Annotated in this window: 23 protein-coding genes; 15 read left to right on the top strand and 8 right to left on the bottom strand. The window is 39.5% G+C overall.

Going from position 1 to position 26,043, the window contains the following annotated elements; translation table 11 throughout:
- Nucleotides 1-5 precede the first annotated feature (5 nt).
- The 6 genes from CWC30_RS03860 (at nt 6) to CWC30_RS03885 (ending at nt 7,785) form a co-directional block, all read left to right on the top strand.
- Entirely contained in the window at nt 6-3,053 is a 3,048-nt protein-coding gene (locus tag CWC30_RS03860; protein WP_138626476.1) for an efflux RND transporter permease subunit, read from the top strand.
- A gap of 196 nt (nt 3,054-3,249) precedes the next feature.
- A complete protein-coding gene (locus CWC30_RS03865; protein WP_138626477.1) occupies nt 3,250-5,220 on the top strand; it encodes a diguanylate cyclase domain-containing protein in 1,971 nt (656 codons plus the stop codon).
- A gap of 303 nt (nt 5,221-5,523) precedes the next feature.
- A complete protein-coding gene (gene hisF, locus CWC30_RS03870) occupies nt 5,524-6,303 on the top strand; it encodes an imidazole glycerol phosphate synthase subunit HisF (RefSeq protein WP_138626478.1) in 780 nt (259 codons plus the stop codon).
- Complete coding sequence (gene hisIE, locus CWC30_RS03875) at nt 6,294-6,908, top strand: bifunctional phosphoribosyl-AMP cyclohydrolase/phosphoribosyl-ATP diphosphatase HisIE (protein WP_055012038.1); 615 nt, start codon at nt 6,294-6,296, stop codon at nt 6,906-6,908. Before hisF ends, hisIE begins: the two co-directional genes overlap by 10 nt.
- Nucleotides 6,909-7,066: 158 nt before the next feature.
- A complete protein-coding gene (locus tag CWC30_RS03880; protein ID WP_138626479.1) occupies nt 7,067-7,582 on the top strand; it encodes a hypothetical protein in 516 nt (171 codons plus the stop codon).
- 14 nt (nt 7,583-7,596) lie between these two features.
- Nucleotides 7,597-7,785, top strand: a complete 189-nt coding sequence (locus CWC30_RS03885; protein ID WP_138626480.1) for a DUF1289 domain-containing protein — start codon at nt 7,597-7,599, stop codon at nt 7,783-7,785.
- A gap of 16 nt (nt 7,786-7,801) precedes the next feature.
- On the opposite strand, the gene CWC30_RS03890 is transcribed toward CWC30_RS03885, so the two are convergent.
- Together CWC30_RS03890 and CWC30_RS03895 are read right to left on the bottom strand one after the other, a co-directional pair.
- Complete coding sequence (locus CWC30_RS03890) at nt 7,802-8,461, bottom strand: NADPH-dependent FMN reductase (protein ID WP_138626481.1); 660 nt, start codon at nt 8,459-8,461, stop codon at nt 7,802-7,804.
- A gap of 68 nt (nt 8,462-8,529) precedes the next feature.
- A complete protein-coding gene (locus CWC30_RS03895) occupies nt 8,530-9,801 on the bottom strand; it encodes an O-acetylhomoserine aminocarboxypropyltransferase/cysteine synthase family protein (RefSeq protein ID WP_138626482.1) in 1,272 nt (423 codons plus the stop codon).
- A 380-nt stretch (nt 9,802-10,181) separates the two neighbouring features.
- Here CWC30_RS03895 and CWC30_RS03900 point away from each other — a divergent pair, with 380 nt between their 5' ends.
- From CWC30_RS03900 to CWC30_RS03910, 3 genes are all read left to right on the top strand, one after another.
- Nucleotides 10,182-11,015, top strand: a complete 834-nt coding sequence (locus CWC30_RS03900) for a tyrosine-type recombinase/integrase (protein ID WP_138626483.1) — start codon at nt 10,182-10,184, stop codon at nt 11,013-11,015.
- The gene (locus tag CWC30_RS03905) at nt 11,012-12,103 is read left to right on the top strand and encodes an IS91 family transposase (protein ID WP_138626484.1); all 1,092 of its coding nucleotides are present in this window, start codon (nt 11,012-11,014) and stop codon (nt 12,101-12,103) included. Before CWC30_RS03900 ends, CWC30_RS03905 begins: the two co-directional genes overlap by 4 nt.
- 386 nt (nt 12,104-12,489) lie before the next feature.
- Nucleotides 12,490-13,176: a hypothetical protein gene (locus CWC30_RS03910; protein ID WP_138626485.1), complete on the top strand. Its 687-nt coding sequence runs from the start codon at nt 12,490-12,492 to the stop codon at nt 13,174-13,176.
- Between the two features lie 422 nt (nt 13,177-13,598).
- On the opposite strand, the gene CWC30_RS03915 is transcribed toward CWC30_RS03910, so the two are convergent.
- Nucleotides 13,599-14,753, bottom strand: a complete 1,155-nt coding sequence (locus CWC30_RS03915) for an IS110 family RNA-guided transposase (RefSeq protein ID WP_138626486.1) — start codon at nt 14,751-14,753, stop codon at nt 13,599-13,601.
- A gap of 127 nt (nt 14,754-14,880) precedes the next feature.
- Here CWC30_RS03915 and CWC30_RS03920 point away from each other — a divergent pair, with 127 nt between their 5' ends.
- The 5 genes from CWC30_RS03920 (at nt 14,881) to CWC30_RS03940 (ending at nt 18,264) form a co-directional block, all read left to right on the top strand.
- Nucleotides 14,881-15,417 carry a GNAT family N-acetyltransferase gene (locus tag CWC30_RS03920; protein WP_138626487.1) on the top strand — a complete coding sequence of 179 codons (537 nt, stop codon included), beginning with the start codon at nt 14,881-14,883 and terminating at the stop codon, nt 15,415-15,417.
- Between the two features lie 320 nt (nt 15,418-15,737).
- Complete coding sequence (gene tenpIN / locus CWC30_RS03925) at nt 15,738-16,208, top strand: type III toxin-antitoxin system TenpIN family toxin (protein WP_138626488.1); 471 nt, start codon at nt 15,738-15,740, stop codon at nt 16,206-16,208.
- A 72-nt stretch (nt 16,209-16,280) separates the two neighbouring features.
- Nucleotides 16,281-16,817 (top strand): DUF7010 family protein, encoded by a 537-nt coding sequence (locus tag CWC30_RS03930; protein ID WP_138608006.1) that lies wholly within the window; start codon nt 16,281-16,283, stop codon nt 16,815-16,817.
- 134 nt (nt 16,818-16,951) lie between these two features.
- Entirely contained in the window at nt 16,952-17,221 is a 270-nt protein-coding gene (locus CWC30_RS03935) for a hypothetical protein (protein WP_075170199.1), read from the top strand.
- Between the two features lie 74 nt (nt 17,222-17,295).
- A complete protein-coding gene (locus CWC30_RS03940) occupies nt 17,296-18,264 on the top strand; it encodes a hypothetical protein (protein WP_075170200.1) in 969 nt (322 codons plus the stop codon).
- Nucleotides 18,265-18,441: 177 nt separating this feature from the next.
- Here CWC30_RS03940 and CWC30_RS19215 read toward each other — a convergent pair whose 3' ends face one another.
- The 3 genes from CWC30_RS19215 to CWC30_RS03950 all read right to left on the bottom strand — a co-directional run bounded on the left by CWC30_RS19215 (nt 18,442) and on the right by CWC30_RS03950 (nt 20,220).
- Nucleotides 18,442-18,618 (bottom strand): DUF4437 domain-containing protein, encoded by a 177-nt coding sequence (locus CWC30_RS19215; RefSeq protein WP_138626493.1) that lies wholly within the window; start codon nt 18,616-18,618, stop codon nt 18,442-18,444.
- Nucleotides 18,618-18,755: a hypothetical protein gene (locus CWC30_RS18355; protein ID WP_171034681.1), complete on the bottom strand. Its 138-nt coding sequence runs from the start codon at nt 18,753-18,755 to the stop codon at nt 18,618-18,620. Before CWC30_RS18355 ends, CWC30_RS19215 begins: the two co-directional genes overlap by 1 nt.
- Before the next feature lie 664 nt (nt 18,756-19,419).
- The gene (locus CWC30_RS03950; protein WP_138626489.1) at nt 19,420-20,220 is read right to left on the bottom strand and encodes a coiled-coil domain-containing protein; all 801 of its coding nucleotides are present in this window, start codon (nt 20,218-20,220) and stop codon (nt 19,420-19,422) included.
- A gap of 98 nt (nt 20,221-20,318) precedes the next feature.
- On the opposite strand from CWC30_RS03950, the gene CWC30_RS03955 reads away from it, so the two are divergent.
- On the top strand, nt 20,319-21,212 hold the full coding sequence (locus tag CWC30_RS03955) for a response regulator (protein ID WP_138626490.1): 894 nt from the start codon (nt 20,319-20,321) through the stop codon (nt 21,210-21,212).
- Between the two features lie 337 nt (nt 21,213-21,549).
- Here the strand turns inward: CWC30_RS03955 and CWC30_RS03960 are convergent, their stop codons facing one another.
- Nucleotides 21,550-23,721: a S46 family peptidase gene (locus CWC30_RS03960; RefSeq protein WP_138626491.1), complete on the bottom strand. Its 2,172-nt coding sequence runs from the start codon at nt 23,719-23,721 to the stop codon at nt 21,550-21,552.
- 150 nt (nt 23,722-23,871) lie between these two features.
- Entirely contained in the window at nt 23,872-25,659 is a 1,788-nt protein-coding gene (locus CWC30_RS03965; RefSeq protein WP_138626492.1) for a M61 family metallopeptidase, read from the bottom strand.
- Nucleotides 25,660-26,043 lie beyond the last annotated feature (384 nt).

A 26,043-nucleotide genomic window follows, 5' to 3' on the forward strand; every position in this document is an offset into this window, starting at 1 on the left:
CGGTAATGGATTTAGCAAAATGGACAATCAATAATAAATTAATTAGCACCATACTCATAATTTTAACTCTAGGGTTTGGTTTTTCATCCTATAAAAATATGGCGCGGTTTGAAGACCCCGAATTTATAATTCGCACCGCGCAAGTGTTTGTCTCGTACTCAGGTGCAAGCCCGCTAGAAGTAGCAAAAGAGGTAACTGAGCCGCTTGAACGTGCAATTCAAGAACTACAAGAAGTTGATACTATATCGTCCACCTCATCTACAGGTTTATCTGAAATTAAAGTAGAGATTAAATCAGAGTTTTCTCCGACTAAATCTGAGTTGCAAGTTATTTGGACTAAGCTCAGAAACAAAATAAATGACACACGTCCAACATTACCGCCAGGTACTGGCACGCCTCAAGTTTATGACGATTTTGGTGATGTGTATGGCTTGAGCTATTTAATAACCGCCGAAGGATACTCACCCGACGAGTTACATGCCTACGCTAAAGATTTGCAAAGTGACATTTTACAAGTAGAGGGTGTAGCCAAAGTTGCTATGACAGGCGTGCAGCAAGAAGGCATATTTGTAGAAATAGCTCGTGAAGAGTTAGCCTCTTTAGGCGTGTCTATTAATAATATTTACGGCATTTTAGATGAGCAAAACGCTGTATTGAGCGCTGGTAACACTCAAATTGGCGATCAACGTATTTTTATCGACCCTACCGGAGAAATAAACTCCGTTGATACCATTAAAAATCTATTGGTTAGTGCCAGCGGTGAAGGTAAAACAATTTATCTTAAAGATATTGCCAATGTATACCGTGGCTTTCAAAGCCCTGCAACAAAATTAGTCCGCTATAACTCTAAACCTGCAATTTCACTTGGGGTTGCTAGTGTATTGGGTGCTAATGTGGTTAAAGTATTTGACCGCGTTGATGACAAAGTAAAACAAACTGAGAACCTCAGACCGCTGGGTATCACAGTTCATGAGTTTTACCACCAAGGTAAAGTAGTACAAGATTCAGTCGACAACTTTGTAGTGAATGTTTTAGTCGCACTGGTGATCGTAATGGTTACCCTGCTGCTATTTATGGGTTTGCGCTCAGGAATTATTATTGGCGCCGTATTACTGCTAACTATTTTTGCGACCCTTGCTACCATGGATTTGAGCGGCATACCCATGCATCGAATTTCTCTTGGTGCGCTGATTATCGCGTTAGGAATGATGGTTGATAACGCCATAGTTGTGACCGAAGGGATTTTAGTTGGTACACAAAAAGGCCGTAAAAAGTTAGAAATTGCTAGCGAAGTCGTCAAGCAAACTAAATGGCCACTACTGGGGGGTACTTTGGTAGGCATTGTTGCGTTTGCGCCTATTGGTCTTGCCCCAGGTGATACCGCTGAATTTACCGGCCATTTATTCTGGGTTATTTTAATTTCTCTATTATACAGCTGGTTATTTGCCATTACCCTAACCCCCTTATTTTGTTATTGCTTGTTTAAAGGGCAAGATAGCGACACCTCAGGCTCAGCAAAACCAAATAAACTCATGGCGTTATATCAGTCTGTTGTGGTTTCGGCATTGCATCACCGCTGGCTTAGTATTGCCATTGTGGTTGCCACTTTCAGTGTGTCTATGTGGGGATTTCAATTTGTAAAATCAGGTTTTTTCCCAGCTTCTACTACACCGCAAATGGTGGTTGATTTTTGGCTACCACAAGGTACCGATATTGAAAAAACCAAAAAAGATATGCTCAAGTTAGAGGAATTTGTAAAGCAACAAAATGGCGTTGAAGGTATACAAACGCTTATTGGTGGCGGCGGTCTTCGCTACATGCTTATTTATGGTAGTGAGTCACCAAATAGTTCTTATGGGCAAATTTTAGCTAAAGTCGATGACTACAAAAAGCTAGATCAACTTTTACCTACCGTACAAAATTACATTGACGATAACTTTGTCGATGCTCAAGGCAAAGCATGGCGCTTTGTGATGGGCCCTGGTGGGGGCTCTAAAATAGAAGCCACATTTAAAGGCCCAGACCCAGATGTATTAAGAGAGCTAGCTGCACAAGCAAAAGGAATATTAATTGATGATGGCGGCGCTCTATCAATTAAAGATACATGGCGACAACGCATTAGTGTTATTGAGCCACAGTATTCTGCCATTAATGCACAGCGCGCTGGTGTAACGCGTAAGGCAGTTGCTGAAGCCTTACAGCAAAATTTTTCGGGGCAAATCGTTGGGCAGTATCGTGAAGGTGAAGAGCTCATTCCTATTATTGTTAGAGCACCACAAGCTGAACGTGTCGACATAAACGATATTGGCAACATTCAAGTACAAAGCAATATCACTGGTGAAACACTGCCCCTTGCGCAAGTAACCAATGGGTTTAAAACCGTCTGGCGCGATGGTATTTTAAAGCGTGAAGACCGCGAATGGACTATAAAAACCCAAGCCGATCCACTACCAGGTGAACTAGCCTCAGAGTTATTTAATCGGGTAAGGCCTAAAATAGAAGCCATTGACCTACCTCAAGGGTATCGACTTGAATGGGATGGCGAATACGGACAATCGAAAGAATCTAACGAAATGCTGGCCTCAACTATTCCGCTGGGCTTTTTAGCCATGGTGCTGATTGTTATTGTGTTATTTAACGCTTTAAAACAACCAATTATTATTTGGCTTGTCGTGCCATTAGCCTTAATTGGTGTTGTTTTTGGACTGGTAACCACACAAATTCCACTAGAGTTTATGGGCATATTAGGATTGCTATCGCTCTCTGGTTTGTTAATTAAAAATGCCATTGTATTAGTAGATCAAATGGACATAGAAATTCGCCAAGGTAAAGCTGCATATAATGCCATTATCGATTCGGCAAATAGTCGGGTAAGACCGGTAATGATGGGCACACTGACCACGGTGTTAGGGGTTATTCCACTGTATTTTGATGCATTTTTCCAATCAATGTCTGTGGTTTTAGTGTTTGGATTACTGTTTGCTACCCTGCTGACTTTAATCGTGATACCCGTGCTATATGCTATTTTTATGAATGTTAAACAAAATCAGTAAGCGAGTAATTAAGCTCTAAATTGTAGGATTCGGTTAAACAATGTTCTGCTTTGACCGGATCCTTATTATACTTTAGTCAAAACTACAGTTAATTTAATAAACTTTATAGTAATTTTCATCCTTTATAATTATTATATAGTTACAAAATGTTTTCGTTTTGAAATTCAATAATAACACTTACTCCACGGATACTTTCATGCCAATAAAACGCTTACTGATCCTCTTTTTATCTTTAGCGTTTAGTGAAGCTGTTATTATGCTTTTTTTAGCCGCATTTGTTACCCAGTTTACCGGTGTTTGGCTTTCAGTAATATTAGATTCCAGCCTTATCGCGTTAGTAGCGATTGTCACTACCCTTTACTTATTTCGCGATAATGACTTTGTAACTCACCAAAAGCTCAGAACTGAGTTCCTTATTATAAAAATAGCTATGATTGTGTTCACTGTTGAAGCAATCATAATGTTTGCCTTTAATTTTGATGCTCTGATGTTAAAACAATGGCAAATCATGCTCATTGACGGCTTAATTTTAAGTAGCTTAAGTGTCTCGCTTATTTATTTATTCGTAATTAAATATGCTTTTTCATTAAACCAATCACATAACACACAAAAAAACACGACAAAACTGACTAGTTCATTGGCCTACTTTTGCTCTGCGGTATTGTTATATATCGCCTTATATATGTTTTACCAAAGCCAATTACAAACGCGTATTAATAATGTTATACAACATGAAAAAAATGAATTAAAACAAGCAAAAAAAGCTTTTTTACAACAACTTAATCATGCCTCTCGTGACTTGCTGATTTTAAGAAACAATCATCATTTTAAAGATCATGACATTTTGAGTTCGGTCAATAGAGCTCAGCTAGAGCAAGACTATGCTAACTTTATTTCTATTAAAAACTTTTATACACAAATTCGAATTCTTGATCTAACAGGTAAGGAACTATTAAGGGTGCATAGAGACAAGCACAATGTTGCTATAGTCTCAGCAGAGCAGCTACAAGACAAAAGCCATCGTTACTATTTTAAACAGGCTATAAAAATGAACCCGTCAGCTATTTTTATTTCCCCATTAGATTTAAACTTTGAAAACGGTGAGATAGAACGCCCTTTTAAACCAATGATACGTTTAGCTTCTGTGCTAATGGGACCCAAAGGAACTAAAATAGGGCTACTTATCGTCAACCTTGAAGGGGCTCATTTACTTAGCCAATTAGACAATATCTCAAAAAATTCATCAGGCAATATTATGCTGCTTAATAAAGACAGCTATTGGTTATTTGGAGATACCAATAAGCAATGGTCATTTATGTTTGCTAACAAACCGCAACATCGTTTTAAAGATCAACAGCCACAAATATGGCAAAGCATGCAAACCCAAGCGAATGGAATTATTGAAAATGAAAACAATGTTTATATTTATGATCACTTAACTTTATTAAACGACATGTTGCTCCCAAATAATATCGCTAATAGCCTAATAAACAGACCCGAATGGACATTAATTAATAAAGTCCCGCTGGCTAAAATAGAGAATGAGTTTAGTAGCTTAAAGAAACTTATTATCGCTCTTTATCTTGGTATTATGACGTTAATGATATTTGTTATTTATACTTTTGCCATCCACACAATTAAAAGAAGAAAATATCAAGCCAAAGTAGAAAACTATGCTTATTTTGACAGTTTAACAGGGCTTTATAACCGCCGTATTTTTTTAGAGCAGCTTGATTTAGAAATCATAAAAGCAACGCAGCTTTCCTGCCCTTTGGTACTTATGTACCTTGATTTAGATTACTTTAAACCCATCAATGATGAATTAGGCCATGGTGCAGGTGATGAAGTTCTTAAAGAGGTGGCGATTCGCATCAAAAGTTGTTTACGACAACAAGACATTATTGCGCGCATTGGGGGAGATGAATTTGCAGCAATTCTTCCTCAGTTAAACGATAAAAAAGCAATAGCGGATATTGCAGAGCGAATTATCACAAGTATTAACACCCCCTTTACTATTTTTGATCAGCAATGCAGCTTAGGTATAAGCATTGGTATTGCAACCAGCGCGTCAGAAACTCAAACCAGCATTAAGCTTAAAACACAGGCAGACCAAGCACTTTATGAAGCTAAAAACTCCGGCAGAAACTGTTATCGCTTTTCCAAATAAACATTTTAAATTTAGTATTTTATAAATTTAAAATAAGCTTTGAAGCGAATACTTTTTTAAGGCATTAATTATCACTTTAAGTTCTAGCTTTAGCGATTAACATAGTTGGAGTTTTATTATATAGTGGGGTTAAGAATTCATTGCATAGTAATGCATTAAGATTCATTCATTAAATTAACTATTCAAATTTATCAAATAAATAACATATCAAGTGCAGTCTATGTGTCTTCTATTTAGTCATACAAACAATAAATGTAAAAACAGCTTTATTTCAAATCAAAATTTTAAAAACGAGGCATTCTCATGTTATCAAAACGCATAATTCCTTGTTTAGACGTAAAAGACGGCCAAGTCGTTAAAGGCGTTAAATTTAAGGGCCATGAAATAGTCGGCGATGTTTTAACACTTGCTAAAGCCTACAGTGAAGCCGGTGCCGACGAACTGGTATTTTACGAGATCAGTGCAAGCGTTGAAAAACGATTACTCGATGTAAATTGGGTAGAAAATATTGCCCGCCATATCGATATTCCCTTTTGTGTAGCGGGTGGCATTAAATCGGTAGCCGATGCAGCGCGCGTACTTGAACGCGGCGCTGACAAAATCAGTATTAATAGCCCTGCCATTGCCCGTCCTGAGCTTATAAAAGAGTTACACGATGAGTTTGGCAAGCAGTGTGTGGTTGTCGGTATTGATAGTTTTTACGATGAAACAACCGGTGAATACTTAGTGTATCAGCTTACAGGCGATCCTAATGCCTCAAGCCGTACTCGTTATAAAACTCAAGAGTGGGTTCAGCGGGTACAAGACTTAGGCGCTGGCGAAATTGTTTTAAATTGTATGAACCAAGATGGTGTTCGCAACGGTTACGACAACGAGCAACTAAGCAAAATACGTCAGCTGTGTGATATTCCTTTAATCGCCTCAGGCGGAGCAGGCAGCATGCAAGATTTTGTTGATGTATTTCAACAAAGCCAAGTAGATGGTGCGCTCGCAGCCAGTGTTTTTCACAAAAACGTGATAAACATCGGTGAACTAAAACAATTTTTAATCGATAACCAAGTGGCAGCAAGACTATGCAAGTAACCTTAGAAAACCAAACTCAAGTTGATTTCGCTAAAAGCGAGATGATCCCTGCCATTGTTCAAGATGCCCGCTCTGGCGTAATTTTAATGCAAGGCTTTATGAACAGCGAAGCGCTTAAAGTAACACTTGAAAGTAATAAAGTGACTTTTTATTCGCGCTCTAAATCGCGTTTATGGACCAAAGGCGAATCATCAGAAAACTTTTTAAACGTGGTATCGGTGCATACCGATTGCGATTACGACTCTATACTCGTACTTGCAAACCCAGAAGGCCCAACCTGTCATTTAGGCACGCAAAGCTGTTTTGGTGATGATGCAAAACCAAGCTTGAGCTTTTTAGCGCAACTTGAAGATGTCATTGTTGCTCGTAAAAATGATGATCCAGCTAAAAGCTACACCGCCTCACTGTTCGCAGAAGACTTAAGTCGTAGCTGCCAAAAAGTAGGTGAAGAAGGTGTAGAAGTGGCGCTTGCGGCAATGAAACACGACAACAATGAACTTACCAACGAGTCGGCCGATTTGTTGTATCACCTTGTTGTACTATTACAACGCCAAGGGTTAGAACTCACTGATGTAGTTGCTTGCCTACAAGGTCGTCATAAGTAAATACAACGATCACTGTGTGCGCCATTATGTGGCGCACATCGTTATAAAAAGCCATAATTTTTCTTTTTAATTCAGCCTTCTCAATAGCATTTATTCTCTCCCTTAGGTATCCTTTAGCTAATATTCAAGGAATAGCTATTACAAAAGGATAGCGCACTATGAAAACTTATATATCGCTTATACTCACTGGTCTTATTTTGTCTGGATGTAGCAGTTTAACCAGCGAGCAAAAAGCCAAATTAGACAGCTTAACGCCCTGTGAAAAAATGGATGGCTTAATAACCGAATTCGATAATCGATTTGATGCGTTAAAAGACACCAAAGTACAAAACTCATATTTAGATGTGTGGACTGCAAAGTACAACGTATTTGGCAATAACTGCCAAGTAACCAGCTTTAACAATCAAACCGTGACCTATCGCTGTCAAGAAAACTACAAAGACCAACAACAAGCCGTTGCCATGCATCAACAAGCCGTTGAGCTCACTCGCCAATGTTTAACAAAAAATAGCAACTGGTTAGAAACACAAAAAGAGTCGGAAACCTCTCTGCGTACCACCTTTGTACTTGATGATAAGTCGCCGGTTATTTCTGTTTATACCAGCAAAACGTTATCAAAAATTAAAACCTGGTCGACCTCGTTAGAAGTAGGAAAGCCCGTCGCCACTAAATAATAACGAGAGAATGTATGCGCCAAACACCCAGTAAACAATCCACTCATTTAAAAACAGACTGTATCGGTGAATGTTATAGAATGAATAGCTACTGTACTGGGTGCGGGCGCACAAGTGACGAAATATTCGACTGGATTATTTTAACTGACGAACAAAAAGAAACAATATTGGCCTCCCCTCGTGAAGACGCCAAAAAAGACTAGCTTAAATTTTTAACTGTTAAGGCGCATTACGTTGTGATGGGTCACGTTTAAAATCTTTGCTTAATTGCTTAGGATCTAACGCTTCACGTTGTTTGCTAGCACCTTCTGCCCACCACATTAATTGATTGAATGTGCGCGAAAAATAGCTATCCCATGATGTTTGCTCTGCCGCATTATTTGCGTCACCACTTTCAATAAACACATCCTGTGCTTTTGGTACATGGATCATTGCTGATACCGGCAAACAACCCAGTTCACTTAAAAAACTGCGCATGCCAACAGCAGCGCGTACGCCGCCCCACTGCCCTGCAGAATAGGTAACAATTGCGCTGGGTTTATAGCCAAATAACGAGCTTCCAAAATGGTTAAGCAAATTAGCGAGTGCTGGGCTCATCGAATGATTATATTCAGGGCTCACCATAACAAAGCCATCGCTGCCTTTAATTTTTGCTGCTAAATCATCAAGTTGTTTAGGTACCTCAGCCTGCGTATAGGCAAAGTGCGGTTTAAACACAGGGTCTAAATCGTAATCGAGCGGATCAATAAGCTCTATTTCGTGTTCAGAGTAGTGCTCAAGCAAACAACGCTCACATGCTTTTGCTACTCTCTCCCCTAAACGCGCAGGCTTAGGTGGGCTACTTTTTCTAACCGAACCGAGAAAAATTAAAAATTTCATGTATCTGCACTCCTTTTTGATTACAAAAATAAATACCTCAAAAAAGTTTGAGGTATTTACTGTACAATTTAGGCCTTATCAAGCGCTTGGCTTACATCGGCAATAATATCGTCAATGTTTTCAATACCCACCGATAAACGAATTAAATCGCGGCTAACGCCCGCATTGGCCAGTTCTTCATCATTTAATTGGCGGTGCGTGGTAGATGCAGGATGACACGCCAGCGATTTAGCATCGCCGATATTAACCAAACGTAAAATCATATTAAGGGCATCAATAAACCGCGTACCGGCTTCAAGGCCACCGGCAATACCAAAACTTAAAATACCTGACGCCTTACCATTAGTAATTTTTTGGCTCATTTCGTTATATGGGCTTGATTTTAATCCTGCGTAATTAACCCAAAGCACCTTAGGGTGACTCTCTAAATATTCAGCAATTTTTTGCGCGTTTTCGCAGTGGCGATCCATTCGTAAGCCTAAGGTTTCTAGGCCGATTAAAATGTCAGATGCGTTTTTAGGCGCAAGTGCTGCACCGGTATTTCTAAGTGGTACAACGCGGCAACGACCAATAAACGCCGCTTCAGCAAAAGCTTCGGTATAAACCACATTATGATACGACGGATCGGGCTCATTCATCATCACAAAGCGCGTGGCATTGGTTTTCCAATCAAACTTGCCCGAATCAACAATCATACCGCCAATAGCGGTTCCATGGCCGTTAATGTATTTAGTGAGTGAGTGCACCACAATATCGGCACCCAACTCAAATGGGCGACATAAGTACGGGGTAGCCACGGTATTATCAACAATAAGCGGCACCCCTTTACTATGAGCAATGTTAGCTAAACGCTCAATATCGACAATATTACCTGCAGGGTTACCAATGGACTCACAAAATACTGCGCGAGTATTATCATCAATCGCGTTTTCAAAGGCGCTAAAATCATCAGCTTTAATCATGCGAGCTTCAATACCTTGGCGCGGTAACGTATGAGCAAATAAGTTATATGTACCGCCATATACTTGGCTAGTGCTTACAATATTAGTGCCCACTTCACATAAACATTGAATCGCATAGGTAATGGCCGCCATACCCGAGGCCACCGCCAGCGCACCAATGCCGCCTTCCATCGCAGCAATACGTTGTTCAAGTACCGCATTGGTCGGGTTCATAATGCGGGTATAAATATTACCCGGCACTTTTAAATCAAATAAATCAGCGCCATGCTGGGTATTATCAAAGGTGTACGAAGAGGTGTTATAAATCGGCACCGCCGCCGATTTAGTTGTGGCTTCAGATTCATAACCATGGTGCAACGCTAAAGACTCAAGTTTCATAATTTATTCCTTCAATATAGTTACATCTAACGTAGCATTTAATGGTTACAAAATGCACATGAAATATACTAAAGAATGTTGAAGAGATTTGATTTAATGCTGTATTTAATTCTACCGTTCGCTCATATATTCAAGAAAATGAGCCAAGCGCGCATATTATTCCTCTAAGTATTTATTAAACACGATAAAAACTTAGTGATAGTAATATGTTAGGTATTTTGTTAAAACTATATAAAATAGAAAAGTGAGCGCAGCGCTGGTTTGAATATGTGCGATGAGCGCACTATTAAGTTGTTGAACTAAGCCGCTACGCGGAGATCCTATTCTTATAATTTGAGCCACACTTACCTTGGGGTTATCCCATAACTTGGAGGTAAGTCATGAATACACTCATTGAACAAGTCAAAACTGAAATAGCCTATCGTGGTTATTCGCAAAGTACATGTAAAAGCTACTGTGAACATTTACTAAAACTCAGTCATTATTTTAATAAACCGCTCGACTTAGTCACAGATGATGAGTTGAATATCTTTTTTAACGATCCTGCCATTCGCAAACTTTCTAGATCAAGCCAAAAAGTACAGATAAACAGCATTTGGTTCTTGTTTAAACATATTTTACACCGGCCATTGAACTTAGATATTGCACTGCCAAAAGCAAAGTCGCACGCACCCACCTATTTGTCGCGTGATGATATGCGAAGACTGATAGAAAGCTGTACGGATATGCGCTTAAAAACATTGATTATGGTGTGCTATGGGTGTGGCTTACGTATTAATGAACTGCTACGCATTAAAGTGCAAGATATCGATGGACAGCGTAAAACTATTTTAATTGAACAAGGTAAAGGGGATAAATCACGCTATGTTGTTGTATCAGATAGCGTGCTGGCTCAATTACGTTGTTATTGGAAAATGTATCACCCAACAGGTTGGATGTTCTATTCACGGTTATTAATGGATAAACCTATGTCAGCATCAACCTTCAGGAAGCCATTGAGAAAACATACACAAGCGTGTGGCTTAAAGCACTGTAATCCACATGCTTTACGCCATGCTTATGCAACACACCAACTTGAATCAGGTATGCCACTTCATCAACTGCAACATCAGCTTGGTCATAGTAATATTAAAACCACACAAAGTTACTTACATTGGTTACCTGAATTAGGGCATGGCGGCATTGATTTACTTGCGAGCTGGGGAAATCAATGAGCGGCTTGCACCTCGCTGATATTTTAAACTCGAATCTTGAGAATTATCGCCAGCATCATACGATGAGCTATCAACAACTGCGCGTGTGTCAGCACCTTCAATCATGCAGAACGGGTCAGCTCGGTTACCAAGCATGGCAATGTGATAACTGTGGTGAGTCACAAAAGATTGGATGTAGTTGTCGAGACCGTCATTGTCCGCGTTGCCAAGGCATGGCTACGGCTAAGTGGGTGCAAAGGCAGCAAGAGGATTTATTACCGTGTCGGTATTTCCACCTTGTTTTTACGCTCCCTCATGAGTTGAATATCATTGCGCACTATAACCCAAGCGCGTTGTACCAGTGTTTATTTAAAGCCGCATGGCAAACGCTGAGTAAATTTGCGAAACGAAAGAGACATGGTCAGTTAGGCATGACAAGCGTACTGCATACATGGGGGCAAAACTTAGGTCAGCATATCCATTTACACTGTTTGATACCCGCAGGCGTGCTTGATAAAGCGCACTGGCATAAAATAGAAAAAGGCTATTTATACCCCGTTAAAGCATTATCAACAGTGTTCAGAGGGAAAATGCTGGCGGCGCTCAATGAATGCGATAGTTCATTCGCGAAGGTAAGCACGCCAACCAAATGGTGCGTGTATAGCAAAGCCTGTTTAACGTACAGTGAAAAGCTAGTTAGTTACCTTGCTCGTTATACCCGAAAAGGCGTAATGTCAGAATCACGATTAGTGTCAGCGACTGAAGAAACAGTGAGCTTTAAATATCGCGATTATGCAGATAACAATCGCGATAAAGTCATGACGCTGAGTTGTGATGAATTTTTACGGCGCTACTTACAACATGTATTGCCCAAAGGGTTTATGCGCATTCGCCACTATGGCTTTTTAGCTAATGCGTGTCGCAAGCGAAAGTTAGGGTTAATAAAGGCTCAAGTATCAGCAACCCCATGCAAAGCGGTGAAGCCGAAGGTAGAGCAAGAACGATTAATACCCCATTGGCCTTGCCAGTCATGCAAGACGGGTACTTTACGACTTATTGGTGTGATGAATTTAGATGAGGCGACAAACAAAGTAGCGCGAACGAGTTAGCAGCCTTGCTTGCTGCATCAAATTAATAAGTTAACCTGCTTAATTGTTCAGGCTAGCGGCCTCTGTACGTGTAAAAAATATAATTGCTTATTAAGGCAAATTTAGGTGTAATGAATACATAATAAGCGCTGAGCAATGCAGGGAAAGCTTACATAACACTCGCTAAGCTGATTAAATTAGCGAGGAAAGTGAGAGCCTCTAAAAAGCAAATTCCCATAGCATAAACAACACCAACTCTGACACACCGAGCAGGTAGCGGCTCAGTCCAACAAGTGATTATGCAACACAAACAGCGTGTCGCATAAATACTAAAATGTTCAAGTGATTATGCAACACAAACAGCGTGTCGCATAAATACTAAAATGTTAGTTTTACAAGGAAAGTCGGTGCGTATTTTCAAAATCCTTTCGTTTGCTTGTTTGCTTACCTTTTCTGTCTCATTCATCTTTTTCAAAAAAGATGCAATAGCATGCGAGATGATAGGGCTAACTCACTTTTCGGAAGTATCATCAAATATCTATATTGACGACAGCCTAGATGAAGCGCAAAAGTTTGGATTGATTAATTCAATAGCCAGTGCAATTGATAGGGTTTCTAGCGTATATGGGAACCCTATATCTTCACCTAGAATTATTGCAACGGCAGAAACCAAATACTCTGATTTTGGGTTTAACCCAACGGGTATGCAAACATCAGGATTCTTTCGAGAATGTATTTTTCTAGGCCCAAAAGGTCTCAACACAGACGTGATAGCACATGAATATGTTCATGCAGAGGTAAGACATAGAACCGACTTTCTTGTAGAGTTAACTCAATTGCCTGCCTGGTTCATTGAAGGAACTGGTATCAAGGTGGATTATCGTGAGCCGTTTCTTCGTAAAAATATAGAAATAAAAAAAGAAAATGTGACAAAGGTTAAGTCCATTTTTTATTTAAGCAACTTCCCCAACACGAGCGTGAAATATTACCAAGCCTCAAGGGTTGCAATAGAGCCAATGGACACTAAAAGTTTATATTTGGGGTTAGACAGGTTAAATAATGGGGAGAAATTTGAGGAGGTGTTTGGATTGTAAAACTAACAAGAGCCTTAAGGCTCGCAAGCTCGCATCGGACAATTAACAATGGGTTATTGTCGCTGCGCTCAATAAGTTTAACCCATTGTTAATTTGCCGCTTAGGCAGGCGTTGGTATGACTCCCACTGTCAAGTTAAGCACACTGATCCTTGCCTAACTTTTTAAGCCATAATTACTTTAGCTCGAATTAGAGCGAGTTAATACATAGGATGAAGCAAGTAATGTCGTCGGTTATCTTGCTGATATTCGTTGGTTATTACTATTTCTAGTAACAGAGCAGACCTTACTTAGTTCGTCGTGGCACCTGTCTTCAGTCTATGTTCGTGGTTCAATGCAGCGTTAGCTGCATTGCCATCCTAACGCCGTCGGTGGTTGTGCCACACCCGATGCTTGATCCCATGCACTAACTCTCATTCGTTTATCATGCGGGTACTCTTGCCAATCTCAGTTTTGTATTCACTGGCGTAAGCACCATTTCTTTAGCAATGGCCCATATGTACGCAATCATTTCTCGGGCAATTGCAGTGACAACAAGGTTGTAGTGTTTCCCTTTGGCTATCATTTTTTTATAGCGCTTGCAGAGCCTAAGCTGCGCTTTCCACGCAATATCAATAATGCTCTTTGGTAAACCTTCTTGTCGTTTTTGCATATCTGTGGATATATTTGCTGCATAGCGATAAGTATGTGCACCTTCCACAAGAAGGCGTCTTGCTCGGCCATTTCCGCATTTTGTGATGGCGCCAATATGGCGTTTGCCACCACTCGAGTGTTCACTGGGTACAAGACCGAGGTAACTCATTAATTTGCGGGGATGGTCGAATCGCGATAAATCGCCAAGCTCAGCCACAACGCCAGTGGCGACCAACAAACGAACACCACGCATAGCTTGTATTGCTTTTACTACAGGGTAATATCGCCATTGATGGACGTGATGTGTTAGCTCATTGTCTAGCCGTTCAAGTCGGCTTATTCGTTCATTAATCGTGTGTAAAAACTCTTGTAAAACGATGTGCTGCGCGGAATGTGGCAACACAAGCTCAGTGAGCCAACGTAAATTCTTTTGTGACCAATTTGCAGTGCCTTTGTAATTAATATTATTACGAAGCAGCAGTGCTTTTAATTGATATTTAGCATCTTTTAAATCTTTCATGGCTACTTCGCGTGCGCGAGATAAATCACGTACAGCTTCATCTTCAGGCTCGGGAACATAAATAGGTGTTAAATCTTCAGATTTAAGTAATTTAGCGAGCTTAAGGGCATCACGTTTATCGGTTTTAATCTTCTCGCCTGGTTTTTTAGGAATAAGAGACGGGGCAACCACATAACAGCAATGGCCAAGGCTGGTAATCAATCGATAAATCCAATAACCACAGGGGCCTGCTTCATAAACAAAGTGTAGCGTTGCGCCAGGGTATTTAGATTCGAACTGACGAACAAGCTTTTGAACGGCCACTTTTGAAGAGGGAATTCGGCCAAGATGAACAAGTTGAGCGCCTCTATGTTCTTCAATATAGGCGACTTCATTGAATTCTTTATGTGTATCAAGACCGATAAAAAGTATGCTATGTTTATTCATGTTAGCCTCTGCTGTTTAGTTAATTGACAAACTAATTATGGCTCTGGCTTTGAATTAAGCTAACCCACGAAAAGCGGAGGCTAACACCGTGTGGGAGTCATTATGTCTACATAGCAAAGGAAAGTCAGTGCAAATTGAAACCCAAAGGTTAACTTTAAAACCAATTAGTAAAGATGACTGGGAATTTTTTGAGGAACTTCATCAATCAAACGGTGTACTCAAATATGTCAGCGATCCATTTACCGAATCTGAAATAAGTGAACGCTTTAATTCTCGCTTAGGTGAATGGAAAAAGACTTCAAATCAATGGTTAACTTTAACAATCATTGAACACGCAACTGGGAATAAAATTGGCGTAACTGGTTTTTTTCCTGAGTGGGAACCATATCAACAGGCTGAACTTGGTTTCTTGCTAAGTCCAAAATTTCAAGGCAAAGGGTATGGCAAAGAGTCAACTAAAGCCGTTATTGAATATGCATTTAATCAATGTAACTTCCATAAAGTGATCGCAACTGTCACTGAAGGTAATTCCCCGTCATTTAATTTACTAAAAGCTTTGGGCTTTACTCATGAAGGTACAATTCGAGATAACTTTAAATTAGGTGGCAATTGGTGCAACGATTTAAAGTTAGGGTTACTTAATCATGAGTACAATGCTATATAACAAGCGCATTAAGTAATGGGACACATAATAGTTGGCTTGTCGCTCGTTCCTCGCTAAATTATAGCCAACTATTATTTTAGCCCCTTATGCGGGCGTTAGCTTTACTCTGAGTACACAATTTGATTTGACATTCGTTTCTAGTCGATCCATAATTTGTCTGTAGTCAGTGGCTGTAGGAGCACCCCACGTTAAAAACTGAAGCATCCAAACAGAATGTTGTGGCGGTAGGAGCACCCCACGTAAAAAACTGAAGCATCCAAACAGAATTGACTACCGAAAGCCTCCGTAAGGGGGTTTTTTCGTTTTAGGGAAGTATATTTGTGCAACTTAAAAAATTAGATAACTCTTTTTATACTGAAAACTCTCATTTAAAAGAGGCATTAGATAACCATAATGGAAATTGGACTCAAGGTAAGGTTCGAGGTTATGGAATCGTACTTATTACAATTAATAGCTTATCTTTTGCAATCCCACTCAGAACAAATATAAAGCATAAGGCTGCATATATCACAGTCAAATCTAACCAAGGCCATATAGAAGGTAAAGGATTGGATTTCACTAAAGCACTTTTAATCGCCGAACAAAAGTATATATCGAATTTACCTTTCAAAATATCATCCGCAGAGCACCAGAAACTGGCAAATAAAGAGCATTACATTACTAAAAAATTTGAGAAATATGTCGAAAAATATATTGATGCAATTAAAAAAAACGACGCCAATATTTTAGGTAATACGAACTATCGTTTTTCAACTCTTTGTAATTATCATGCCGAACTGGGTTTACTGTAAAGCTAACAAACGCCTAGCAGGCGTTATGTGCTTCAATAAGTCTGAGCATTACTCAAGCAAGGAGAGAGTATTTTGACATTAGATGAATACAGAAAAGAATTTGAACAATCTTCAAACAGATCTATTTCAATGCCGGTTGCTGGAACCATAATTTGGGGTTTAGTTGGATTTCTAAGTACACTATTTAGCGCAAATGTTTCTATATATATTTTACTCTTTGCAACAGGCGGGATTTTTCCTATAGCTTTATTAATTGCTAAATTTAGAAAAGAGAACTTAGTTTCCTCATCCAACCCTTTAGCAAAACTAATGGGTTTATGCATAGTGATGGTTAATCTTCTTTGGGCTGTCCATATTCCATTACTTTTAAATGCACCTGAATTTGTTCCTTTGAGTTTAGGCGTTGGCTTAGGACTTCATTGGGTAGTATATTCTTGGATCGTTAAACATCCTGTTGGCTTAATTCATGCTGTGTTAAGAAGTATTTTAATTGTAGCCGCTTGGTATTTATTTCCTAACAGTAGTATCTTAGCTATCTCATGCGTTATCGTTTTAACTTATATAATAAGTATTTATCAAATGTTAACCAGGGATATGACAAACACCTAAACTCTGACAATGTCCTTAAAATCATTTGAACATAGAGAAGGCAATTAGTAGTAAATGAGTACCAAAACTCATTTAACTCTTGAATATCATCAGCACTCTCCCCATTGAGTTACTATAACAAGATGGAGTGATAAATGGATTTACTCAACGCTATTGATATTGAAGTATTTTATTATTTAGGTGGAATGTTACTCGCCTTAGTCGTTTTTCAGGGAATGTTTAAGTTAGTTACTTGGAGCAAAAAAATGCCAAAGGGGGCATTGGTCTTTTTAGCTTTTTTTCCATTAATATCAATCTACCCTATTCCTCCTCAAGAAATAAAAAAAATTGAAAGAATGAAGCAAAAACAAATTAAAAGCGAAGATGAAAGTGGTGATCCAGCTAATGAAGATGAAGTTATTTAATAACTAACATGCTAACTTAGAATAATAAGAATTTAATCTGTTTTAACTTAACGTAAATAAATGGTACCAAGCCTTTGAAAATAAATAATAAAACTCTAGGTGTTTTGCTTTACCTATGCTTAGCCTTAATATTACTTTTGATTGCACTAAGTTATAGCAGTGGCCGATTATCGCACTCTTCACCTCTCAACTCAGTGGTAAAGGAACCAAATACGTTAAAAGCAACTCCCCCCCTTAGTTTAAAACAAGAAACACTCGATGATTTATCCGATAAAAACACTATCGCCCCTATAGAAAAAGGCATACAAGATCAAAATAACCAACTTGCTGTAATGGCCATTCCACGCTGGAAACAACAAGGGCAACTAAAAACACATTTAGTGCAGTTAAAAAATAAGGCTGGCAAAGGCGATATTGATGCAAAGTATATTGTTGCAGCCAATTTAAGATATTGCTTTACTGCCCCTATTGATGATTTTGCCTTACAAGCAAAGCTAGAAGCCATAGCTGATTATACCGATGCAGGTGAAGCAATTGATGCTACGTTAGAAAGATTTGATTACTGTAGTGGAATTAATCAGGAGCAACGTCGTGAGTTTTATTTATATTTTTATGATGCAGCGCAAAACGGATCTGTTGCAGCGCAACAAACATTTGCTGATATAACAGCAGAGTTTTATATGCAATCACAAGGTTTTAAAACACAAAACAGAGATGAGTACATTAAAAAGCGCGATGCATTCAAGCTACAAAAAATCGCTTTTTTAGAGCAAGCAGCCCAGCATGGCAGTGAAAAAGCGTTAATGAAATTGTCGGCTTTGTATCATTCGCAACAAATCAGCGGTAATAGCTTAGCAAAGTCGTACGCATTAAATCGCCTAATGATGGAAATAACGGAAAACGGTGAACTATATAATCGTTATGCATGGTTTGAGCAACGGCTATACCCTCAGCTTTCACAGGCTGAACTCAGTGAAGCCAACACTATCGTGAATGACTGGCTGGCAAACATTTATCAAAATGGCAGTCTTTACCCTTATTAATGATCAAACCATAGGCAATATAACAATAACGACTACCAACTCATACTGAGCCAGTGTATTTGAACAACGCTGATTCAGTAAATTCTAATATTGACATGACTTGTGTTTATCCAAGGCTGTCGTAACTTTCAAGTAACGACCGCCTTGCATTTATTGATATAAATTAGAATTTAGGGTTTAGGGTTTAGGGTTTAATATAATGTCGAATTCACCATCACTTCGCACGTAAATAAAGCTTTCATCATCATCGTTGAAAGAAAGTTGGTGAGCATGTAGGCCATTTGAACCAAAATAACTACCGGGTTTAAGTGCCTTTAAACTACTTTGTGTTTGATAGGCTATCTTTCCTTTGATTAATACAGCGTGAAGTGTATTTGCTTACTGCTCAGTGCTGCTGATACACCTGGTGGAAATTTGAGAAGTGCACCTCTAAATTCACCTTCTTCAAGGCTACCCCACAAATAGGTTATTTTGACGCCCGTTTTAGTCATCGACTCTTTAGAAGCCAAAGAGGCCAAAGGGGTCAAATCTTGACTTCAGACATTATAACTCCTGACCATCTGCTTCTGGCACTTTGCTGCCAATCGTTAATGCAAAACACTAATAATAATTGAGGTTGCCTTTGTTTACTGGGCTTCATTGTAATCGACCGAAGTAAAAAGTGACTACCCATGTTACGTTTAACATTTCCCCCTTCATCACGCCCTGAAAATAAGGTATTGCTGAGTAATGTATTTCATGGATGAAATACAAGGCGTAACTTCGCCATGGATGGTGAATATACGCCGCTTACGTTCAAGCAATGGTTTATTTGAAGGATAAAGCGTGATGCTCGGGTGCGCTGAGAGTGTCCAGAGAGGGACCAGCGGTAGCCCCTCTTTGGCTGCTGTCGCCAGTGCGACAAAACCTTAAATAAGGTTTATTTAATCATTTACATCTCAGCCTTTAATTAACAAAAAACAATCAATCAATTATGCAACACATCAATATTTGCTAAAGCATGAGTGAAAAGCACAGTGTTGTTTTTTAGAAGCGCAGCGTCTCTTCGCCCTCTTTGTGCATAAATCACTAAAAGACCTTACTTAGCAAAGAGAATTGAATGAGCAGAAAACACAGTAATAACTTTTACTCGCTCAGACTAAAAAAAGTCGTTAGTTAGCTTGGTTTTTGGCTATTTTTCATCATTTCTAAATAGCGCCCCTCAATGAATTTTTTCTCTTTTGTAAGGTGTTTAAGTGCGTACTGGGTTTTTTCTAGCTCTTGCTTTAGAGTATCTAATTCCTCACTACTTTCTGGCCCGTCAGTTTGTAACTGCAATTGCTGTAGCAGTTGGTCTTGCTCTGCAATTTGCCTTTTATATTCGTTTAAAGTGTTAAGTAATCTTGTTTGGTCGGGCGTTGAGGATGCATCTGCGTTTGGTGCTTTATCACTATTTTCGCTTGCGGTTTTAAGCGCTTCGTAATCTGCTTGTAACTGGTCTTTTTCTTCTTGAAGCACAGTCACTGCATCATATTGTGCATAGAGCTTTTGGCGAGTAACTTTTAATTTTTCAACACTTTTATCCAAATCCCCTTTTAGTTTGCGAATTAGCTTATGCGAGCGTTTTAATTTTTTATTGAGATCATCGATTAGCTGTTGTTCTTTTTCGGTAACATGATCTTTGGTTGATGAAGTAACCTCAGTCAATTGCTGTTGTAATAGCATTTGTACACTGATTAACTCAGCGATAGTTTTTCGATTATCGTTAACATAGCTCATAGCATTTTCAACAGACTCTCTGCACATAGCTAACGTCGCATCATCCATTGTTCCGTTACTTTTAACCATGCTAAGTGCAAATGCCCTAAACTCTCTGAGTATCAGTAAGAGAATATAAAACCACGCGGCTAAAATAAGTAGCCCAAAATTTATAGCAATATAATGATAAACCTCAGGCGGAAATACGGCATATGGCATTATTTAGTTATCTTAAATTAAGTGTTTATTTACTAGAGTTTAGCGCTGTCAAAAAAATCTGCCATAATAACAACAACATTTAAAAAAAAGTTACCTGTGTGAAAATACTTATCGTGGATGATAGCCATGCAACACTTGAAATAGTACGCCGAGGGTTGGAAAAGTTTGGCTATCGGAAGTTATTAATAGAAAAAGCCAACAATGCTAAATCTGCGTTAACGCTTATTGGTAGTTGGCACCCCGATATTGTCCTTACAGACTGGCATATGCCTGATATGTGTGGAGTTATGCTATTACGTGCAATAAAGCAAAGGCAACTTAATATAATAGTAGCAATGCTAACCACGGTTGATGAAAAGTCTCAAATTGAAGAAGCTATTAGCTTTGGCGCATCTTTTGTTCTATCAAAACCTTTTACTGATGAACAACTTCACGATAAATTATTACCTCTGGTGCAACTTGTAGAAAATAACGAAGTCATTCCTGATGAAATTGAATTAAATGATGATTTAGCGTTACCAAAACTGTCGCAATTAGAACGTTTGTTTCATAAACATATAAGCCAGTTCTTAATCGTAAACACAATTCAACCGCAGGTATTCGATGAGTCTAAAGTCCCCTGTGTCATGGCTGTTTATGAGGAGCCAAAAAGTCAAAAAGTACGTGCCATTGCCATACTTGATATTTATGCCGCGTGCGTAATGGCAAGTGGCTATAGCAGCTTGTCGGCTGAAGATATTAGTAACTCAATATTATCGGGCGTTGTAACAAATACAGCATTAAGCGCATGTAAAAAAGCGTTAACGGAAACGGCTTTTGCCTTTTTAGACAAACGAACACGCGTTAGTTTACAAATCAAAACGGTCAAAGTGATTACCACGCCTTTTCGTAAGCTCACTTTGCTGTATAAAACGCCTGCTGAAAAGCGCATTGATTTTAGCTGTCAGCTTGAGGGCATGGCACAAGGTAAAATTATGCTAGTTGGCATTTAGTAAATTAAACTTACGTAGTTACCATTATAAAAAAGTTTAATTTTAAAAACACCCTGCTCCTGCAAAAGCGCAGCGTCTCTGCACCCTCATGGTAAATCAATCACTTAAGGATCTTATTACACAAAGAGAAGTGAATGAGCAAAAAATGAGAAACAAAAACCATCACACAGCCTTAAACGCGCCAGTGAAAAGTCAAATATTAGCTCCCCCCGCAACCCGAACCTCGTAGCCCGTAGCCCGTAGCCCGTAGCTTAAGTTAGATTAATCGCCAAAAATGTTTAAACAAAAAAGGCGCTTCCGATTAAGGTAAGCGCCTGTTTGTTATTTTAACTGCTTCTTATTTTACGATTTTCATTTCGTCTAATAAGTTTTGTGCGTTATCTACTTTATCCATTACCCACAGCATGTAACGTGAATCTACATGAATTGAGCGATTTAGCTCTGGGTTGTAATCCCAATCACCAATAATGCTTTCATACACACCGTCAAACAGTAACCCTACCAGCTCAGCTTTACCATTAAGTGTTGGTGAACCTGAGTTACCGCCAGTCGTGTCAACGTTTGATAAAAAGTTAACCGGTACGGTATTCATGCCACCTGTGTAATCACCATAAAGCTTGGCTTTAATTTGCTCTTGCAGCTTTTTAGGCGCATTAAATGGGTCAACATCGGTGTTTTTAGCCAGCAACCCTTCAAGTGAGGTAAACGGCGTGGCCACTAAACCATCTTGCGGAGAATACCCGCCTACCGTGCCGTAAGTTACACGTAATGTGCTATTTGCATCGGCGTAAACCGGTTTGTTTTGCGCTTTGTTAAAGGCAATAATCGCACTCATTAACTCTGGGCGAGCGGCTTGTAACTTACCTGCAAGGGCTTTTGACTTATCTTCCTCAGTTTTCATTACCGTGAATATGGCTTTTGCATATTGCATGAATGGGTCTTGGCTTTGGTTTAATTGGCTAAGCGTTTGCTCAAATAATGAATTACGTACAATTTCGTTATCAAGCATTGATTTAGCGTACATTTCATCAAGTAATGCACTTTGTTTTGCTTTATCAAAACCGTTTTCTAAAGCAAAAGCTTTATCAATTTCACTAAAACGCTCTGCTTTAGGTAATGCTGCATATTGCTCTAAAAAGTGCAGTAATATAGCTTTATCTACGTTTGCATCAAAGCGACGTGACATACGCTCTAAACCCGATTTAATACGCGGTAAATCACGTTCTTGATAACCCGATTCACGCTCGCTATTTGGCTTTTGTTTTTCATAAGCTAAACGGTATAAACGACGTGCCGTGCTGATCATTTGTGAACGGTGAACATAGCCTACCATACGGTCGCGCTCACTGTGCTCTTGCGATTGTGCAACAAGTGCTGATAACTCATTAAGTACATTACCGTAGCGCTGTTTACGCTCGCTATCGCTGTTTATCCAGTTTGTAAGTTCTTGTTCAAACTGCTTTTTACGCTCAAACATGGTGCCTTTTTTAAAGCTTTCGATCATCGAACCATAGTTTTTAATGTAGTTGTTATAACCAGCTATGGTGCTTTCGTAAGCAATACGTGCTTTGCTGCCATCTTCTGAGTTTTCTTCAATCAGTGATACGTATTTAGTATTGTGCATACGCGCTTTAGGGTAACTGTCGTTAAATACATAATCGACCTCTGCCGCAATACGGTAACGATTGGTTCGTCCTGGATAGCCAGTCACCATGACAAAATCACCCTCTTGCACGCCTTTAGCACTTACACTTAAGTAAGACTCAGGCACGTACGGTACGTTGTCTTCGCTGTACTCTGCTGGTTTGCCGTCTTTACCTACATAGGCGCGGTAAAAACCAAAATCGCCTGTGTGACGCGGCCACATCCAGTTATCGATATCGCCACCGTATTTACCTACGCCCATAGCAGGTGCATACGCTAAACGTACATCTTTAATTTCCAGCGATTTAATAAGGTAAAACTCTAAACCACCATGAAACGAATATACATTACAACGGTAGCTTTCATCGGCTTCACACTGTGCAACGAGGGCTTTTTGATTTTTTTCTAACGCATCGTAGCGTGCTTTTGCACTTAGCTCGTTAGTGCCGCTAATTACTTTATCAGTCACGTTGGTCACTGTTTCTGTAACGTACACACGCGAACCTGGCGCAGCAGGTAAATCTTCAGCCGGTGTTTTTGCTAAAAAGCCGTTTTCAAGTATGTTGTTTTCAGGTGTTGAATTATATTGCACTGAGCCATAAATACAGTGATGGTTAGTAACAACTAACCCCTTTGGCGAAACAAACGAGGCTGTACAGCCGCCTAAGCTAATAACCGCATTCATTGGAAATTCGGTTAATTTTGAAATTGAATCAACACTGATTTCAAGGCCTTTGGCTTTTAAGATTGATTCCAGCTCTGGTAGCTGATGAGGTTGCCACATACCTTCATCGGCATTGGCCGCAGAAGAGAGTGCCAGTGAACAGGTTGCTACCAAAGTGGCAACAAGAGGTTTTAAACGCATTTATAGAATCCCTTTTATTATTGAACCTGCAGATTACTCATTAAGTATGAGTAAGGTCAACTGCGCTGAGATAAATTGTTACAATATAGCGCCCAATAAACAAAAAAGGAGCTAAGCTCCTTTTTTAACTGTTGATGATGCGTTGTTTTATTAATCTTTTTTCGCATCGTTTGGATGCGCAACACCCATCCATGCTTTAAATAATGCTTTTTGCTCATCAGTGGCATTTTTATTCGCAACCACTTTTTTAGGTTTGTCGAAGTCTTCAGACAACACAAGCTCAGTCGACATTAAGGCATCACGACGAATAAAATCAACAGTGACTTTATCGCCTACTTTAAAGGTTTCTAAGCTGGCTGTTAAGTCTTTACCTACATGCTTTTTATTAATAGCGACGAGTTTATCGTCGGTGGTTAAGCCGCCTTGCCATGCTGCACCATCGCGGCGTACATGGGTAAGCGTAAGTAACTCGCCAGTATTTTTAGTAAATGCATCTAAGCTTGGTGTGGCCTTGGCTTTTTCTGGTAATTCAAAGCTTAAACCTACTTTTGCTAGCAGTGCATCAAAATCAAGGTTGGCTGGTGAGTCAACATTTTCCTGCCACCACGCGCTATAATCACGCCCTGATAGTTGTTTTAAAATAGCCAGTACGTCTTGCTCAGTAAACCCTGCAGGTAATTTATGTTGCTTATAAAGTTCGTTGTGTACGTCTTTATAGCTAATTTTACCTTGGCTATTTTCAAGTAGGTCGATATCTAACGCCATCGACAATAATGAACCTTCAAGATAAATATTAGTGCTGTAGTTACGTGCGTGATCGCCGCCTTGGTTTATCCATTTATCAAAACTGGTTTCGCTGGCACTTTGCACTTCACGCCCCGGTGTTGTGAGGTGGCGGTTAATGGTTTTGCTTAATACTTTAAAAAACTCATCGGTGGTTTGAATACCCGAACGCACTAATAAATGATCTTCAAAATAGCTGGTAGAGCCCTCTGCTATCCAAAGCAATTTTGAGTAATTAATATTAGTGTAGTCATAGGGCGCAAGCCCTTTTGGACGGTACGCTTTTACATTCCAAGTATGTATAAACTCATGAGCTGCAGTACTTATAAAACCTAAATAGTCTTCACGTTTAGCAAAGCGGTCGCGTGGGCGCTGAATAATCGTTGAGTTTAAGTGCTCAGTTGCCCCGCCTGCGCCTGATGTAGCGTGTACCATAAATACATAACGTTCATACGGGTAGCTGTCCCAAATCACATTGCCGGTAGCCACTAGCTTTTTCAAATCAGTTAGCATCAGTTCAATATCGTAATTACCCTCACCCCATACCACCAGTTCGTACTCACGACCATTAACTTTAAAAGTGCGTAGCTCGTTAATACCGGTTTCGATTGGCGAATCAACTAATACATCGTAGTCACTGGCTTTGAAGCTGTGCTTATTTTTATAATTTTCCATGCCTGACACAGAGCGCCATGCTTTGGGGACGTTTAATTCAACCGTTACTGGCTCTTGGCGAAATGATTCGCTAAACATAAAAAAGCCTGATGCATCAATAAAGGCATGGCTGTCGTCTATATGGCGGGCACGTTTACCTAGCTCATTGGCATAGACTTGGTAATCTATATTTACTTCAGTGGGTTCATTTAAATGAACACGCCATGTGCTGTGATCAATCTTTTCCCACTTTAATTCATTACCTTCATCATCACTGGCTTTAAAGTAGCGAACGCCATTGGCAAGATTTAAAATTTCATAACGACCAGTGCGCCATGCTGGAAGTTTCACATCTAAGAAAGACTGCGCCGTTTTAGGAAATTCTACGTTCACATCACCTAAATGATGCTCTGGCTGAGAAATGTTTAAAGCGTAATTAACGTCGGCAAATACCGGTGCTGAACAGGCAGCTAAAATTGATAAGGCAAGTAGCTTTTTCATAAAGGCTCTTTTTATATAACGTATTGTTGCCCAAGGTTAACAAGACCCATTTTAAAAGTGAATTAAAAGCGATAAATACACTTATATTTAAGATCGTTCGTATTTTGTTGCTAGGGTCTGTTGACCTTTCAGGATTAAAATTTGTTCAACCTAGGTGCGATTTAATCGCGGCGCGAGATTTGTAACCTAGTGGGCTAAGTAAAAATCGAGCAACAAAGAGTTAATCGCACCTAGGAAGAACCCAAAGGGCAGCGCGCGTTTGGCATTTATGCTGCGTTATCGCCTATTTATGGGGAATAACCACACTACGTAGGCTCTGCCTTGCCTAAAAACCAAACGCACTGCTGCAAATTTAACCTTGAAAGATCAACAGAACCTAATTAA

Source organism: Pseudoalteromonas sp. S4741, from assembly GCF_005886135.1.
GTDB classification, from domain to species: domain Bacteria; phylum Pseudomonadota; class Gammaproteobacteria; order Enterobacterales; family Alteromonadaceae; genus Pseudoalteromonas; species Pseudoalteromonas tetraodonis.

Coding starts and splice junctions, on each gene's coding strand:
- CWC30_RS03860 (WP_138626476.1), top strand. CDS start 6: ATGGATTTAGCAAAATGGACAATCAATAATAAATTAATTAGCACCATA.
- CWC30_RS03865 (WP_138626477.1), top strand. CDS start 3,250: ATGCCAATAAAACGCTTACTGATCCTCTTTTTATCTTTAGCGTTTAGT.
- hisF (WP_138626478.1), top strand. CDS start 5,524: ATGTTATCAAAACGCATAATTCCTTGTTTAGACGTAAAAGACGGCCAA.
- hisIE (WP_055012038.1), top strand. CDS start 6,294: ATGCAAGTAACCTTAGAAAACCAAACTCAAGTTGATTTCGCTAAAAGC.
- CWC30_RS03880 (WP_138626479.1), top strand. CDS start 7,067: ATGAAAACTTATATATCGCTTATACTCACTGGTCTTATTTTGTCTGGA.
- CWC30_RS03885 (WP_138626480.1), top strand. CDS start 7,597: ATGCGCCAAACACCCAGTAAACAATCCACTCATTTAAAAACAGACTGT.
- CWC30_RS03890 (WP_138626481.1), bottom strand. CDS start 8,461: ATGAAATTTTTAATTTTTCTCGGTTCGGTTAGAAAAAGTAGCCCACCT.
- CWC30_RS03895 (WP_138626482.1), bottom strand. CDS start 9,801: ATGAAACTTGAGTCTTTAGCGTTGCACCATGGTTATGAATCTGAAGCC.
- CWC30_RS03900 (WP_138626483.1), top strand. CDS start 10,182: ATGAATACACTCATTGAACAAGTCAAAACTGAAATAGCCTATCGTGGT.
- CWC30_RS03905 (WP_138626484.1), top strand. CDS start 11,012: ATGAGCGGCTTGCACCTCGCTGATATTTTAAACTCGAATCTTGAGAAT.
- CWC30_RS03915 (WP_138626486.1), bottom strand. CDS start 14,753: ATGAATAAACATAGCATACTTTTTATCGGTCTTGATACACATAAAGAA.
- CWC30_RS03935 (WP_075170199.1), top strand. CDS start 16,952: ATGGATTTACTCAACGCTATTGATATTGAAGTATTTTATTATTTAGGT.
- CWC30_RS18355 (WP_171034681.1), bottom strand. CDS start 18,755: ATGACTAAAACGGGCGTCAAAATAACCTATTTGTGGGGTAGCCTTGAA.
- CWC30_RS03950 (WP_138626489.1), bottom strand. CDS start 20,220: ATGCCATATGCCGTATTTCCGCCTGAGGTTTATCATTATATTGCTATA.
- CWC30_RS03960 (WP_138626491.1), bottom strand. CDS start 23,721: ATGCGTTTAAAACCTCTTGTTGCCACTTTGGTAGCAACCTGTTCACTG.
- CWC30_RS03965 (WP_138626492.1), bottom strand. CDS start 25,659: ATGAAAAAGCTACTTGCCTTATCAATTTTAGCTGCCTGTTCAGCACCG.